Origin of the sequence: Amycolatopsis oliviviridis, from assembly GCF_014654365.1 — a bacterium.
GTDB lineage: Bacteria > Actinomycetota > Actinomycetes > Mycobacteriales > Pseudonocardiaceae > Amycolatopsis > Amycolatopsis oliviviridis.
In genome coordinates, this window is record NZ_BNAY01000002.1 from 51789 (window position 1) to 65837 (window position 14049).

The 14049-nt window shown below is 68.2% G+C and carries 13 protein-coding genes; 9 read left to right on the forward strand and 4 right to left on the reverse strand.

Annotated features, from left to right (window positions below):
• Positions 1-29 precede the first annotated feature (29 nt).
• From eno to IE302_RS07755, 4 genes are all read left to right on the forward strand, one after another.
• Positions 30-1313, forward strand: a complete 1284-nt coding sequence (gene eno / locus IE302_RS07740; RefSeq protein ID WP_191253280.1) for a phosphopyruvate hydratase — start codon at positions 30-32, stop codon at positions 1311-1313.
• Between the two features lie 137 nt (positions 1314-1450).
• On the forward strand, positions 1451-2668 hold the full coding sequence (locus IE302_RS07745) for a cytochrome P450 family protein (RefSeq protein ID WP_191253282.1): 1218 nt from the start codon (positions 1451-1453) through the stop codon (positions 2666-2668).
• A gap of 164 nt (positions 2669-2832) precedes the next feature.
• Positions 2833-5487, forward strand: coding sequence for an ATP-binding protein (locus IE302_RS07750; RefSeq protein ID WP_229907736.1), 2655 nt, complete (start codon positions 2833-2835; stop codon positions 5485-5487).
• A gap of 156 nt (positions 5488-5643) precedes the next feature.
• On the forward strand, positions 5644-6147 hold the full coding sequence (locus IE302_RS07755; RefSeq protein ID WP_191253286.1) for a GNAT family N-acetyltransferase: 504 nt from the start codon (positions 5644-5646) through the stop codon (positions 6145-6147).
• On the opposite strand, the gene IE302_RS07760 is transcribed toward IE302_RS07755, so the two are convergent.
• The gene (locus IE302_RS07760) at positions 6144-6923 is read right to left on the reverse strand and encodes an endonuclease I family protein (RefSeq protein WP_191253288.1); all 780 of its coding nucleotides are present in this window, start codon (positions 6921-6923) and stop codon (positions 6144-6146) included. The genes IE302_RS07755 and IE302_RS07760 overlap by 4 nt on opposite strands.
• A gap of 184 nt (positions 6924-7107) precedes the next feature.
• On the opposite strand from IE302_RS07760, the gene IE302_RS43055 reads away from it, so the two are divergent.
• Positions 7108-7233, forward strand: a complete 126-nt coding sequence (locus IE302_RS43055; RefSeq protein ID WP_268246739.1) for a hypothetical protein — start codon at positions 7108-7110, stop codon at positions 7231-7233.
• On the opposite strand, the gene IE302_RS07765 is transcribed toward IE302_RS43055, so the two are convergent.
• Together IE302_RS07765 and IE302_RS07770 are read right to left on the reverse strand one after the other, a co-directional pair.
• Positions 7230-8417 (reverse strand): FAD-dependent monooxygenase, encoded by a 1188-nt coding sequence (locus tag IE302_RS07765; RefSeq protein WP_191253290.1) that lies wholly within the window; start codon positions 8415-8417, stop codon positions 7230-7232. The two genes, IE302_RS43055 and IE302_RS07765, sit on opposite strands and share 4 nt — an antisense overlap.
• Before the next feature lie 19 nt (positions 8418-8436).
• Positions 8437-9879: an MFS transporter gene (locus IE302_RS07770; protein WP_191253292.1), complete on the reverse strand. Its 1443-nt coding sequence runs from the start codon at positions 9877-9879 to the stop codon at positions 8437-8439.
• Positions 9880-9977: 98 nt separating this feature from the next.
• Between IE302_RS07770 and IE302_RS07775 the strand changes: the two genes are divergently transcribed.
• Both IE302_RS07775 and IE302_RS07780 read left to right on the forward strand, forming a co-directional pair.
• Positions 9978-10613, forward strand: a complete 636-nt coding sequence (locus IE302_RS07775) for a TetR/AcrR family transcriptional regulator (RefSeq protein WP_191253294.1) — start codon at positions 9978-9980, stop codon at positions 10611-10613.
• Positions 10614-10647: 34 nt separating this feature from the next.
• On the forward strand, positions 10648-11085 hold the full coding sequence (locus IE302_RS07780; RefSeq protein WP_191253295.1) for a PPOX class F420-dependent oxidoreductase: 438 nt from the start codon (positions 10648-10650) through the stop codon (positions 11083-11085).
• On the opposite strand, the gene IE302_RS07785 is transcribed toward IE302_RS07780, so the two are convergent.
• Positions 11082-12146 (reverse strand): DUF6348 family protein, encoded by a 1065-nt coding sequence (locus IE302_RS07785; protein WP_191253297.1) that lies wholly within the window; start codon positions 12144-12146, stop codon positions 11082-11084. The genes IE302_RS07780 and IE302_RS07785 overlap by 4 nt on opposite strands.
• A 99-nt stretch (positions 12147-12245) precedes the next feature.
• Here IE302_RS07785 and IE302_RS07790 point away from each other — a divergent pair, with 99 nt between their 5' ends.
• Both IE302_RS07790 and IE302_RS07795 read left to right on the forward strand, forming a co-directional pair.
• A complete protein-coding gene (locus tag IE302_RS07790; protein WP_191253299.1) occupies positions 12246-12764 on the forward strand; it encodes a MarR family winged helix-turn-helix transcriptional regulator in 519 nt (172 codons plus the stop codon).
• Positions 12765-12778: 14 nt separating this feature from the next.
• Positions 12779-13927: a cytochrome P450 gene (locus IE302_RS07795; RefSeq protein ID WP_191253300.1), complete on the forward strand. Its 1149-nt coding sequence runs from the start codon at positions 12779-12781 to the stop codon at positions 13925-13927.
• Positions 13928-14049 lie beyond the last annotated feature (122 nt).

Sequence of the window (14049 nt, forward strand, 5' to 3'; positions counted from 1 at the left end):
GGGGTGGCGCGATCGATCGAGGAGTGACCATGACCGCCATCATCCGCGTCCACGGCCGTCAGATCCTCGACAGCCGGGGCAACCCGACCGTCGAGGTCGACGTCGAACTCGCGGACGGCTCGCTCGGCCGGGCAGCCGTACCGTCGGGCGCCTCCACCGGGACCAAGGAAGCCGTCGAACTGCGCGACGGGGACAAGAGCCGCTTCCACGGCAAGGGTGTCCGCAAGGCCGTCGACGCCGTCAACGGCGAGATCGCCGAGGCCGTCGCCGGGCTCGACGCGGAGGCGCAGGCCGACGTCGACCGCGCGCTGATCGCGCTGGACGGCACCGCGAACAAGGCCCGGCTCGGCGCCAACGCCACCCTCGGCGTCTCGCTCGCCGTGGCCAAGGCCGCCGCCGCCGCGAAGCGACTTCCGTTGTACCGCTACGTCGGTGGCGTTTTCGCGCATCTGCTCCCGATGCCGATGATGAACATCATCAACGGCGGGGCGCACGCGGACAACCCGATCGACTTCCAGGAGTTCATGATCGGCCCGCTCGGCGCCGAGACCTTCGCCGACGCCGTCCGGATGGGCTCGGAGGTGTTCCACACCCTGCGCGCGTCGCTGCGCGATGCCGGGCACAGCACGAACGTCGGCGACGAAGGCGGCTTCGCGCCGAACCTCAGTTCCGCCGACGAAGCGCTCGAGTTCGTGCTGCGCGCGATCGAGCAGTCCGGTTACACCCCCGGCGAGGACATCGCCCTGCTGCTCGACCCGGCCGCGTCCGAGTTCTACACCGGCGAGGTCTACGACTACACCGGCGAAGGCCGCAAGCGCAGCGTCGAGGAGCACGTGGCCTATCTCGCCGACCTCACCTCCCGTTACCCCATCGTGTCCATCGAGGACGGTGTCGCCCAGGACGACTTCACCGGCTGGAAGCAGCTGACCGACACCATCGGCGACCGCGTCCAGCTCGTCGGTGACGACGTCTTCTGCACCAATGTGAACCTGCTCAACGACGGCATCGAACGCGGTATCGGGAATTCGATCCTGGTCAAGGTCAACCAGATCGGGACGCTCACCGAAACCCTCACCACGGTCGAAACCGCGCACAAGGCCGGCTACTCCGTGGTGATGTCGCACCGTTCCGGCGAGACCGAGGACACCACCATCGCCGACCTCGCCGTCGCCACCAACTGCGGCCAGATCAAGACCGGTTCGCTGTCGCGCTCCGACCGCACGGCCAAGTACAACCAGCTCATCCGCATCGAAGAGGAACTCGGCGCCGAAGCCCGCTACGCCGGCGCCACCACCCTCAGCGGCCGCCGCTGACCGGTCCGGCCGCGGGAAGGTGGCGAGCGGGCCACCTTCCCGCGTCCGGTGATCCGTCACCGATTCGCTGGTACCCGGGCGACGGCACTGCTGGCACGCTGGGATCACTTCCCTTCCCCGAGAAAGGATGATCCCCGGTGACGCGTCCGCTGGTGCTGGACCCGAACGGCCACGACATCCACGCCGAAAACGCGCGGTTGCGCGAACGCGGCCCGCTCACCCGGGTGGAACTGCCGGGCGGTGTCGTGGCCTGGTCGGTGACGAGCTACGAACTGCTGCGCGGGCTGCTCAACGATCCGCGGGTGTCAAAGGACGCCCGGCAGCATTGGCCCGCGCTGACCGAAATCAGCGAGGACTGGCCGTTGCTGGTGTGGGTTTCGGTGCGGAACATGTTCACCGCCTACGGCGCCGACCACCGGCGGCTGCGCTCGCTCGTGGCGCAGGCGTTCACCGCGCGCCGGATCGCCACACTGCGCCCCTGGATCACCCGGATCGTCTCCCGCCTCCTGGACACGATCGCGGCCACGCCCGCGGGTGAACCCGTCGATCTGCGGGAGAATTTCGCCTATCCCGTGCCCATCGAGGTGATCTGCCAGCTGTTCGGGGTCCCGGACTCGGCGCGCGCCAGGCTGCGTCAGTCCGTCGACGTCTTCTTCCGGACCTCGGCGAGCCAGGTGGCGATGCTGGCCGCGTATCAGGACATCCACTCGATCTTCACCGAACTCGTCGCCGCGAAGCGCGCGGCCCCCGGCGACGACCTCACCACCGCGCTCATCGCCGCGCAGACCGAGGGCGACGGCGCCCGGCTGGACGAAACCGAACTGATCGACACCCTGATCCTGTTCATCTCGGCAGGCCACGAAACCACCGTGAACCTCCTCGACCAGGCCATCACCGCGCTGCTGACCCATCCGGACCAGCTCGCCCAGCTCCAGGCCGGGCGGATCTCGTGGCCGGACGCGATCGAGGAAACGCTGCGCTGGCAGGCACCGGTGGCGCATCTGCCCTTGCGCTACGCCGTCGAAGACATCCACGTCGCCGATGTCGTCATCCGGCAGGGCGAAGCGATCTTGGCGGGCTACGCCGCCGCCGGTCGGGATCCGGCCTTGCACGGGCAGGACGCCGACGCATTCGACGTCACCCGCGCCGACAAGTCGCATGTCGCATTCGGCCACGGAGTGCACCACTGCCTCGGCGCTCCGCTGGCCCGGCTGGAAGCGGAGATCGCGCTGCCCGCCCTGTTCGAACGCTTCCCGAAGATGACGCTCGCGACCTCCCCGGACGAGCTGCGGCATCTCGATTCGTTCATTTCCAACGGCCACCGCATACTGCCGGTGTCACTGAACGGCCGTTAGCTCCTCACGAACCGGGTGTCTGGCCGGGGCGGAGGCCGCCACCGCAGGTGACGTAGGCCTGCGCCGCGGCGGGCAGGGCGGGGTCGCGCACGAGATCCTGTCCGGTGGGCCGTAGGGAGGGAGCGGCGATGGTGGCGGGGCGTGGTTCGCGGCATCACTTGATCGTGGTGGCCGATGTGGAAGGGTTCGGGGAACGACGCCGGACAGGACCACATCAGCGGGCCGTCCGCGACGGGCTCTACGACGTCATGGAAACGGCCTTCGCCGCGACAGGGACGGCGTGGAAGGACTGTTACCGGGAGGACCGCGGAGACGCGGTGTTCGTGCTCGTTCCGGGCGGCGTGGACAAGGCGGCGTTCATCGAAGCCGTGCTGCCGAAGGTGGTGACGCGGCTGCGGGTGCACAACGACACCCACCCGGAAGCGCAGCGGATCCGGCTGCGGCTCGCGTTGCACGCCGGGGAAGTCGGCTACGACGAGCACGGGGTCACGTCGTCGTCGCTGACACTGGCGTTCCGGCTGTGCGACGCCGCCCCGCTGAAGATCGCGCTCGCGGCGTCGCCCGGAGTGCTGGCGGTGATCGCGTCGGACTGGCTGTTCGACGACGTCGTCCGCCACACCCCCGGCGCCGCGCCCGCGACCTGGCGTCCGGTACCGGTCGAGGTCAAGGAGACCATCGCGACCGGCTGGATCACCCTGCCCGACCATCCGTACCCGGCCGCGCCCGCTCCTGCCCCGTCGGGCTCCCGGACGGTGCCTGCCGGGCGCCCGGGTCCGGGGAGGATGGTGCCGCGGCAGCTTCCGGGGTCGGTGCGGGATTTCACCGGGAGGGCGGAGCACCTGGCCGCGCTCGACGCGCTGATCCCGCCCGATCCCGATCAGCACGAGGGACGGCCGCAATCGGTGGTGATCACCGCGGTCGACGGCGCCGGCGGGATGGGCAAGACCACTCTCGCGCTGCACTGGGCCCACCGGATACAACACCGGTTCCCCGACGGCACGCTGTACGTCAACCTTCGCGGCTACGGCCCCGGAGTCCCCGTCACCCCCGGCGAGGCCCTCAGCGGTTTCCTGCGGGCCCTGGGTGTCGCGGCCCGCGCGATCCCCGCCGACGTCGACGCCCAGGCAGCGCTGCTGCGGTCGCTGCTCGCGGGAAAACGCGTGCTGCTCGTCCTCGACAACGCCCACACCGCCGAGCAGATCCGTCCCCTCCTGCCCGGCACGGCCGGGTGCATGGTGGTGGTCACGAGCCGCGACAGCCTGACCGGCCTCGTCGTCACCGATGCCGCGCACCGTCTCACTCTCGACCTCCTCAGCCCGCCCGAGGCACTCGACCTGGTGACCGGGATCCTCGGCGCCGCACGGACGGCCACCGAACCGGACGCGGTCGACGACCTGATCCGCCTGTGCGGGCGGCTACCGCTGGCACTGCGGGTCGCGGCCAGCCGCGCCGCCGCCCACCCGCATCTGACGGTCGCCGACGTCGTCACCGAACTGACCGACGACGGCACCCGGCTCGACATCCTCAGCGAGTTCGGCGATGAACGAACCGCCGTGCGCGCGGTGTTCGACTGGTCCTACCGGCGACTACCGCCCGAGCAAGCGCGGCTGTTCCGCCGCCTCGGCCTGCACCCCGGACCCGACCTGTCCCTCCCCGCGGCCGCGGCGCTCGCCGAGCTGCCGCCCACGGACACCCGCCCCCTGCTCGCCGCTTTGGCCGACGCGCACCTGATCGAACCCGCGGCAGGTGGTCGCTACCGGTTCCACGACCTGCTGCGCGCCTACGCCGCCGACCAAGCCCGTCGCCACGACAGCGCCGAAGATCGGGACCGGGCGCTGGAATCGATGTTGATCTTCTACACCCACACCGCCACTGCGGCCGATCATCGCCTTTACCCTTTGTCCTCACAGATACCCGCTACCGTGGCCGAACCCGACCACCCACACGCCCTTAGAGACCTTGAGCAGGCATGGGCTTGGCTCACCACCGAGCGCACCAACATCCTGGTATCACTCCAATACGCCGCCGATCACCGACTGAACCACCACACCATTCCCCTCGCCCGCGCCTGCAGCTTCCTAGACTCCGCAGGAAGCCCGCACGAGACGATCGACGCCTACAGTGCCGGAATAGCAGCTGCCAATCGCGCTGGAAACCGCGCTCAGGAAGCGGTCCTCCTGCTCAACCGTGGGGAAACGGCCAGCAATCTGGGATGGTGGGACCAAGCTCGCGCCGATCTCGAGCAGGCAGCCACACTGGCCCAGGCACTCGACCACACACCGCTTCAAGTGTACGGGCTCAACGACCATGGCCTTTTGTTGATTCGGCGGGGACGGTTCGAGGAGGCCGTGCGATGGCTCAACTCGGCGTTGCCGCTGAGCCGCGGCCTCGACACTGGACGGTGGGAGGCGGTGGTGGAAGGCAATCTCAGCTCTGCCCACCTCGGCCTCGGCCACAACCAGATCGCGTTCGAGCACGCCGAACGAGGCCTTCGCCTGCGCCGCCAGGCCGGAGATCGCCCTGGCGAGGCGTGGGCAATGACGCACTTGGCACGTGTCTGGCGACACCTAGGTAATCCAGAAAAGGGTATAGCGCTGTGTCGGGACGCGATCGCCATCGGCCGCAGTACACCGCTCTACCGCAACGAAACCATCGCCGAGCCGCTCGATGTCCTGGCAACTTGTCTTCACCAACTCGGCAGAACCGACGAAGCCCTTGTCTGCTGGCAGGAAGCCGCCGCCATCTACGACGAAACCGGCTACCCCCATAAAGCCGCCGAAGTCCGCCAGCGTCTCGGCGACGCGCAGTCCCCGCCCTGATCAGGTGACCATGAGCGGCAACCCTCCAGCGACCAACCCTCATCGTCAAGCCTCGGACTGACTGTGTGGATTTTGGTGCGTCAGACGCACCAAAATCCACACAGTCAGTCCCAACCCGGCCGCACCCAGGCCGGCAGCCTACGAGCAAGGAGTGAAATGTCCGAGCCGCGCCGAGCCCACGTCTCCGACCACCACGCGATAGTCACCCGCGTGCAACAGTGGTGGGGCGACTCACGGACACCCGAACAAGCCCGCGAACTTTCGCTCTTGCTTCCCAAGCTGTTCTTGCAGTTCTTTTCCGGTACGAGCCTGGTCTTGGAGGACGATGCCGGGATCAGGGCGTTCCTCGTCGGCTTCCACGCCGCCGACAATGACGCGGAGGCGTACATCCACTTCGTGGGAGTGGATCCGGCGCTTCGCGGCCAGGGGACGGCCCGCCGTCTATACACGACTTTCTTCCAGCGGGCCGCCGAAGCGGGCCGGACGGAAGTGCGGGCGATCACCTCGCCGGGGAACGCCGGATCCATCGCCTTTCACCGTGCCATGGGGTTCGCACTCGAACCGGGCGACCGCATGGCCGACGGTGTCCCTGTCCACAGTGACTACGACGGACCGGGTCAGGATCGGGTGTGCTTCTTCAGGAAGCTCACCACTCCCTAGCCGTAAATGGAGGCGGCCCATTCGGGGTGGTCGATGAACGGGTTGCGGTTGTGCTGGAACTGGTCGTAGATGACCTGGTTACGACGCTGCTCCGGGGCGTCGGGCGGGTCCTGCGTGTTCCACTTCAGCAGCACCGAGAGACGGCCGATGTTGGGCTTCGAGCCGTTGTCGACGGCGTCGTTCGGTTCCAGGTCGGGGAAACCGTCGGTGCCGTCGTACCGCACCGCCATGTAAAGGATCATGCGGGCCACGTCGCCCTTCACCGCGTCCCGCGGCTCGAACGAGTCGTCGTCGGTCAGGCTCCCCGGCGCCTCCTCGACCGGTGAGCCGCCCGCGTCGAAGTCCTTGTTGCCCCGGGTGCTGTTGACCGACGCGTCCTCCGCCCGCAGGTGGTGCAGGTCGGTGCCGGGTCCGGTGGCCGTGCCGAAGTCACCGTGCGACTTGGCCCAGACGTGCTCCCGGTTCCAGTCGTCGACTCCCCCGCCGTTGGCCGTCTTCGCCTGCGAACGGCCGCTGTAGAGCAGCACGACGTTCGCCGCGTTGGCCGGGTCCTCGTCGGTGGCCCTGATCCCGTCCCACACCTGATCGTAGGTCAGTTTGGTGTTGGTGCTGATGATCCCGTGCAACGCCGCCTTGAGTTCGGCGCCGGTCTTGCCCAGCGCGTCCTGGTAGTAGTCGTCACCGGACACCGGTCCCGCGAGGGCAGGTGGCACGACGGCGATTCCCAAAGCGGCGCCGAGCGCGAGAACCAGCGGGATACGGCGGACTGGCTGCATGGGCAGTTCCTCTCCCCAGAGGCGCCGACCCGGATCGCCGTCTGCACAACCACAATCCCGGCAACGCACTAGTCGTTTAGTTGGAAAAATACTGTCATGCATGTCAAGGAAAACCACCTCCGAAAGTAGTATGCATACGCGTATCATCTACGCCATCAGACAATTGTGAACACGAGGAGCGCGTGTGCTCAAGAGCAAGTGGATCACCGGCCCGACGGCGGACGTCACCGGAGAAATAGATCACGCCGCCGACATCGACCCGCGCGTCGACTGGCAGGCGGCGGACCGGTGGCTGAAAGATCGCACCTAGAAGGAAAGATCAGGCAAGGCGAGGGCAGTGTGCGCCGGCCGTCCGGTTTCCGGCGCCGAGGTGCTCAAGCCGCGAAGTCGCTTGTTGCGGCGCGCGAGGGCTTCGGCGGTGACCGGGAAAAGCGCGGCGTCGCCGACACCGACCTGTGCTTGGTTCAGCTCGACGAATGGCCGGGTTTCGGCTTCGTAGGCGGCGAAGGCGTCGGCGTGGTCGCGATGGACGGCCAGGGACCTGGCCAGCATGTAGGCACCGACGAGCGCGAGGCTGGTTCCCTGTCCCGTCAGGAACGACGGCGCGTAGGCGGCGTCTCCGACCAAACCGATCCGGCCTCGGGACCAGCTCAGGAGGTGGATCTGGCTGACGGTGTCGAAGAACAGATCGTCCGCCTCGCGCAGGGCGGCGATCATGACCGGGATCTCCCAGCCGTCACCGGCGAAAGTCGAGGCGACGAGGTCACGCTGCGCCTCGGGATCACGGAGTAGCTCGCGCGGCGGCTCCGGGCGGGCCGCGACCAGGAACCCGTGGACCTTGTCGCTTCCCTTGACCGCGTAGAGCGCCGCTCCTCGGCCGGGCGTGTTCCAGAGCACGCCTTCCTGGGAAAGACCGAATTTGTCGGGCATGGTGAATCCGGCGAAGCAATAGCCGAGATAGCGGTGGAACTTGTGCTCCGACCCGAAAACGAGCTCGCGGGTGCGGGAGTGCAGACCGTCGGCCCCCAGAACCAGATCGAAATCACGCCGCGCTCCACCGCGGAAGGTGACCTCGACACCGTGTTCGTGTTCGGTGAGTGTCGCGATGGAATCGTCGAACACGTACTCCACGTCGTCGCGGGTGACCTCGTACAGGACTTCCGCCAGATCCCCGCGGCGGATTTCGACGTCCTGCCCCTCGACCCCGCCGGTCACCGTCTGCGGATGCAGCGACGCCACCTCGCCGCCACCGTCGTCGACGAAGGTCAGCAACTGCGTCTCGATATGCGCTGCCCGCAGTCGCGGCAGGATTCCCATCCGGCGGACCACTTCCAGCGCGGTGCCACGGATGTCGATCGGATAGCCGCCGCCACGCAGTGCTCCCGCCTTCTCCACCACGGTCACCGAGAATCCGTGCCGCCGCAACCAGAACGCGACGGCGGGACCGGCGATGCTCGCGCCGGAGACCAGGACCGCGCCTTTCGCTGTGTTCATTTTCCTTCTCCCGATTCTGTCAAAGTGACGCCGGCAACGGCGTTTTGGCTGTACGGCGCGACTTTCGCACCAGGAGGACGACGAATACCGCGGCGAGCGCGAACGCGACGGTGGCGATCGTGATGTAGGTGAAGACGCCCGTGCCCGAGTTCACCGTTTCGCCGCCGACGGAAACAGTGGTCGACTTGAGCACCGCCGCGCCCACGAAGTCCAGCACCACCGAACCGATCGCGACGACGACCATGACCAGGCTGGACACGATGCCCTGCCGGTCGGCCGACGCCAGGCCGCCGGCCACGTTGAAGCCGGACGTACCGAGTACGCCGACCGTGAAACCCAGCAGGAAAGCGAAAAAGACCGCCACGGGGAACTGGGAGACGCCGAAGAACATCCCGATGGTCCCGACCGTCCCGAGCGCGATCCCGCCCGCCAGGGTCACGATCGGCCCGACGCGGGTGGCGACCACGCCGGCCACCGGTCCGCCGATCATGACGCCGATCCCGGGCGCCGCGAGCAGCAGCGCGAGCGTTCCCTGGCCCGCCAGTCCGTACCCGAGTCCCTGCTCCCCCGCCACATCGCTGACCAGGGGAATGAGCTGAAGCATGCTCTGATAGGAACCGGTGCTGAGCACGAGCACGAGGAGCGTGAGCACCAAGGGCGCGCCGAGATTCCGGGCGTCGATCAGCGCGTCGGACTTCCGGCTCGACACCAGGAACCACCGGGCGAAGGCCGCGACACCACCGGCCAGGAGAACCAGCGGTCCAAGGGTGAACCAGCCGTATTCCGAACCGAGGCTGACGTAGCTGAGCACCCCGGCCAGACCGCCGCCGAGCAGCAAGGCGCCCCCGACGTCGATCCGGCCAGGTGTCTTGAGCGCGGATTCGGGAACGACGCGGCGCACGCAGATCGCCATCGCGATCGCGACGACGGCCGAGATCAGGAACAGGATCCGGAAACCGAACTCCGCGGCCAGTTTCTCGGTGAGGAAACGGGAACCGATGTTGAGCACCGCGGATCCGGAGGTCACGATGCCCACCACGATCATCGCGATCCGGGGAGCGCAGCTCTCCCGGACGATCGCGACGGACAGGAACAGGGCGGCGACGGCCGCCCCTTGCAGCAGGCGCCCTGGCACGAAAATCCAGAGATTGGCGGCCACCGCGCAGATGAGCGCGCCCGCGCAACTGAGCAGCAAGGTCAGCACGAGCACCTTGCGCTTGCCGTGGACGTCGGCGCTCTTGCCGAGCAGCGGCGCCCACATCACACCCGCCAGCATCGCGCTGGCGTTGATCCACGCCGTCTGATCGGTGCCGAAGTGGTCGAGCATTTCCGGAAGGACGAGCAGCGGCGCGGTGATGGCCGTGTCGACCATGAAGTTGACCAGGACCAGGACCGCCACCAGGCCGATGAGCGGTCCGGTCCACCTGGTGTGCGGTCCTGCGTCGATCCTGCTCTCCTGCATGAGGGACTCCTTGTGCGGGATTCAGGGAGACGGCCTTTCCGCCTCAAAAACTACACTACACAGTGCAGTGTTCTGGAACTGAGAATACGATGAGAACCATGGCGACCCCGAGAACGACCGCGCGGACACCGGGCAGGCGGCTGCAGGCCGAGACCAAACGAGCGGCCATCCTTGACGCGGCCGAGGCGTTGTTCGTGTCGGATGGCTACGAACTCACCAGCGTCGACGCGATCTCGGCGCGGGCCGGGGTGTCCAAACGCACCGTCTACGACCACTTCGGCGACAAGCAGACCCTCTTCCGCAGCGTTCTCGAGCGCGCCGACGACGCCGTGGTCGCGACCGTGCGCAAGGCGATCGACGAGGAATTGGCCGACGACAGGGACATTCGCGACGCCCTGCTCGGTTTCACCCGGCGAGTGACGACGGGGATGTTCCCCACTTCGGACTACGCGACGTTCAGGCGGCTGAGCTCACAGGCCCCCGTGGCGCCACGGCTACCGGAAGCGACGCGCGACCGGCCCGAACGGATGATGGAGGAACGCTTCGCGAAGTTCGCGGCGGACGGCAAGCTCCAGCTGACCGATCCGCGGCGCGCCATGCAGCATTTCGTCGCGCTGACGATGCGCCTCGTCCTCGACGTGACCGACGAGGACGACGCGGGAACGGTGGGCGAGCCGGAGATCCTCGACATTCTCACCGACGGCGTGGACGTGTTCCTGCGCGCCTATCGCTGACGACGCACTTGACGGAACGACACCGGAGGTTCTTGTGGCTGAATTGAGCGAACAGGTTCGCGAGTGGATCGCGGCGGCGAAGTTCTGGCATCTGGCCACGGTGAACCGGGACGGTTCGCCGCACGTGTCGCCGATGTGGATCGACGTCGAAGGCGACCACATCGTGTTCAACACCGCCGTCGGCCGGGTGAAGGAGGAGAACCTGCGCCACGATCCTCGCGTCTCACTGTCCTGTATGGACACTGACAATCCCTACGACCGGGTGGTCATCCACGGCCGGGTCGTCGAATTCGTCGAAGGCGACGAAGCGGAGCTCTGCATGGACAGGCTGGCGAAGAAGTACGTCGGGACGGACCGGTTCGAGTGGCGCATCCCGGGCGAGCGGCGGGTCAAGATCCTGGTCGAGCCGACCCGCGCCCGCCATGTCGTCGGGGTCGAGCCTTTCCGGCGTGGCATCGGGCCGGACGCCTAGGCCTCGACGGGTACGAGCAGTCCGAACACCCGCACCGCGACCCGTCCCTCGGGCAGCGGCGCCGGGCTCGCGGCCACCACCGCCTCGCCACCGGACCACGGTTCGCTGTCCAGCAGGACTTCGTTGTTCAGCAACCCGCCGTCGAGATGCGCGGCGAACAGCCGGAGCCCGTGCACCTCGCGGCTGAGCTTCTCCGCGCGCAGCGCTTCCAAAAGCCGGTCCAGCAACGGTCCGACGGGAGGCACGGTCTCGGCGAACAGATTGATCTGCGCACCGAGCACCAGCTCGAACGCCCCGTCCGGATGGTCGTAGCGCTCGCGCTCGACCTGGCCGGACGCGGCACCGGGAGACAGCAGGCCGTCGATGATCGGATGCAAGGCCGCGAGACTGAACATGTTCACGGCGCGGCCGATCGCCTCGCGCCACGTGGTGCCGTGCCCGGCGAAGCTCTCGACCAGCCACGGCTTCGCCAGCGCGGGATGCGACACGGCGAAGTCGACCTGGGCCATCACCATGCCCGCTGGGGCGGGATGCACGACGAGCGTCGCATCGACCTTCGTGCCGTCGTCGAGCGGGATTCCGTGCTCTCGCAGGAAATCCTCGAACACCGCCCGCGGTGACGGCACCCCGCCGTCGCCTTCGACGACGGGTTCCAGATCCTTGAACAGCGTCGGTTCGGATAGCTCCAGGTCCGCGAGCTGTGATCCGGCTTTCAGCGCCTCGTTGATCACGGCGAACGTACTGCTGCGCAGGGCGATCCGCTCGAACTCCGCCCGGCTCGCGTGCTGGGCGCGTTCGAACGCGGCCACGAACACCGGCTCCTTTGAGAGAGGGACCTTCCCACGGGAGTCGAGTACCGCGTCCGGGTACGAGACGTCCGGCAGCAATCGCCGGACGTAGGCCATCGGCAGGAAGACCAGCAGCCGTTCGGCCAGCCACGGCTCGACTCCCGTACCGGTCAGCGCTTCCCACACCTGGTCGTCGCCCGGCGGTTCCTCGCCCGCGCAGAACGCGGCGATCCCGACCTCGATCGCGGCGTCGAGCCCCCCTGATCCGATCACGGCGGAAGTCTATGCGCCGCGCCGAAGACGGCTTCGGCCACACCACGAGGCAGGTTCCGCACTGGCGCGATACATCGTTTTAGATGTATCGTTTCCGATATGAAGGCCGGTGAGCTGTACCTGCTCGGCAAGCATCTGATGGAGCTCGCGTCCCAGGGCATGCGCGACGACGCCGATCCCGAGGTGCCGGAGATCTATCTCGTGCTCATCTCGGTGATCGTCGAAGCGCCGGGACTGTCGATCAGCGAACTGACCGCGCGCACCGGTTTCGCGCAGAGCCACGTCTCCGCCGCCGTCGCCCGGTTGCGTGAACGAGGCGCCCTGCGCACGCGGCCGGATCCGGCCGATCGCCGCCGCACCCTGGTCACCCCGGTCGACGGCCTGGTCGACGCGGTCGCGCGACGGCAGCAGCGGGATGCCGAACAGGTTCTCGCCGCCGCGCTCACCGAGCTCGACCCGGACGCGGATTCGGCCACGGAACGCGCCGCGCGTCTGGTCGAAGCCGCCGACGAGCTGTACCGCCTGCTCACCGCCAGAGCGCTCAAGGTGGGCGGCGACTCCGCCCTGATGCCGCTGCACTCACTGGCCGAAGAGGTGACCGGCAAACCGAAGAAGTAATGGGGAGGAATCACATGGACTACCCGTTCACGGCGACCGAACCGCTGAGCTGCCCGCCCGAATTCGCCAGGAGGCAGGACGAGGAACCCGTCGGCCGCGTGCGTCTCGCGAACGGCGAGGACGCCTGGCTCGTCACCCGCTACGACGACATCCGCGCACTGCTGGCCGATCCGCGCTTCCGCGTGTGGCTTCCCGGTGTTCCCGGGACCGGCGCCGACGATCTGCTCTTCACCATGAACGGCTCCGGCCACGCGCGGCTCAGGCGCATCGCCGGCAAGGCGCTCACCTCGCGGCGGGTGGAGTTCCTGCGGCCGCGGGTGGAAGCGCTGGCGGAAGATCTGGTCGCGAAGCTGATCGCCCAGGGTCCACCGGCGGAGATCCTCGACGGGTACGCGATCCCGTTCGCCCTCTCGGTGCTGAACGAGCTCCTCGGCGTCCCGCCGTCGGCACGCGACGATCTGCGGGCGTGGGCGGACGGCATGCTCGCGGTGTTCACCGCGCCGAGCTACGAGGAGATGACCGAAGCCGCCCGGAAGCTGGGTGACTACCTCGCGGACCTGGTCGAGGCGAAGCGCCGCGCGCCCGGCGAAGACCTGCTGACCGGATTGCTCCAGGCCCGCGGCGACGACGGCGACGCGCTCAGGCCGGACGAGGTCACCCAGCTCGCCTTCGCGATCCTTCTCGGCGGATACGTCCCGCCCGCGAACGCCCTGGCCCAGATCGTGCTGCGGCTCGCGGCCGATCCGGAGCTGCCCCGCGATCCCGCCACGACACCCGCGCTGATCGAGGAATTCCTGCGCCAGGACCAAGGTTCCGCCGCCGACCAGGGCCGGGTGGCGATCGAGGACGCCGACGTCGGCGGGGTGCCGATCCGCGCGGGCGAGTTCGTCCTCGCTCCCCTGCGCGCGGGAAACCACGACGCACGCCGGTTTCCCGCACCGGCGCGGACAGATCCCCTTCGCACACAAGGACATCTCACGTTCGGCCATGGACCGCACCACTGCCTCGGAGCGGCACTGGCCCGGCTGCAACTGCGGACCGCGGTCACCGCGCTGCTGGCCGCCGCTCCGGAACTACGCCTCGCGGTGCCCTTCGAGGAACTCGCGTGGCGTCGGATGTTCCTGACCCTCCAGGGCCCGGTCGCGGTGCCGATCGACTGGTGACCACTCGGGCGGCAGGCCTGGGGGTTTCGCCCACCGCTGTGACTCGCCTAGTCGATCGGTCCAGGGGGTCGTGAGTGGTAAGTGCCGTTCTAACGACACTTACCACTCACGACCACCCCGGC

Bases quoted from the DNA above. Each gene is read 5' to 3' on its own strand.
- eno (WP_191253280.1), top strand. From the start codon at position 30: ATGACCGCCATCATCCGCGTCCACGGCCGTCAGATCCTCGACAGCCGG.
- IE302_RS07755 (WP_191253286.1), top strand. From the start codon at position 5,644: ATGTCCGAGCCGCGCCGAGCCCACGTCTCCGACCACCACGCGATAGTC.
- IE302_RS07760 (WP_191253288.1), bottom strand. From the start codon at position 6,923: ATGCAGCCAGTCCGCCGTATCCCGCTGGTTCTCGCGCTCGGCGCCGCT.
- IE302_RS07765 (WP_191253290.1), bottom strand. From the start codon at position 8,417: ATGAACACAGCGAAAGGCGCGGTCCTGGTCTCCGGCGCGAGCATCGCC.
- IE302_RS07770 (WP_191253292.1), bottom strand. From the start codon at position 9,879: ATGCAGGAGAGCAGGATCGACGCAGGACCGCACACCAGGTGGACCGGA.
- IE302_RS07775 (WP_191253294.1), top strand. From the start codon at position 9,978: ATGGCGACCCCGAGAACGACCGCGCGGACACCGGGCAGGCGGCTGCAG.
- IE302_RS07790 (WP_191253299.1), top strand. From the start codon at position 12,246: ATGAAGGCCGGTGAGCTGTACCTGCTCGGCAAGCATCTGATGGAGCTC.
- IE302_RS07795 (WP_191253300.1), top strand. From the start codon at position 12,779: ATGGACTACCCGTTCACGGCGACCGAACCGCTGAGCTGCCCGCCCGAA.